Source organism: Bittarella massiliensis (ex Durand et al. 2017), assembly GCF_017566145.1.
GTDB lineage: Bacteria > Bacillota > Clostridia > Oscillospirales > Ruminococcaceae > Bittarella > Bittarella massiliensis_A.
The window spans coordinates 1-287 of the sequence record NZ_JABFCL010000080.1; the positions used below are offsets into that span (position 1 = coordinate 1).

Genomic DNA, 287 nt, shown 5'->3' on the forward strand with positions numbered 1-287 from the left:
ACATAGCCGAATTCAACTGGGCAGACATAGTCTGGGTTCGTGGCTATATATCCTACCTCCCGGGTACTCAAAATCTGGCAGGTATCCTGAAGCTTTTCGTAAGTAAGCTGATTATCATAGGATACAAGCACACATGCAATTTCTGGATCCATACAGTCCACCGTCACCCGGATTTTACTACGTTTCAGTTCTCTAAGCAGGGATTTCGTCCCCATCACATAAATTAATTTCCCATCATAGTGCTTTTTCAGGTACTGTATCGTTGCAAAAGAAGCAGTGATGAAATT

At 42.5% G+C, this 287-nt stretch carries 1 pseudogene; it reads right to left on the minus strand.

What is annotated here, in order from left to right:
* A pseudogene (locus tag HJY11_RS13535) lies at positions 1-287 on the minus strand (HAD-IIA family hydrolase); the annotation flags it as partial.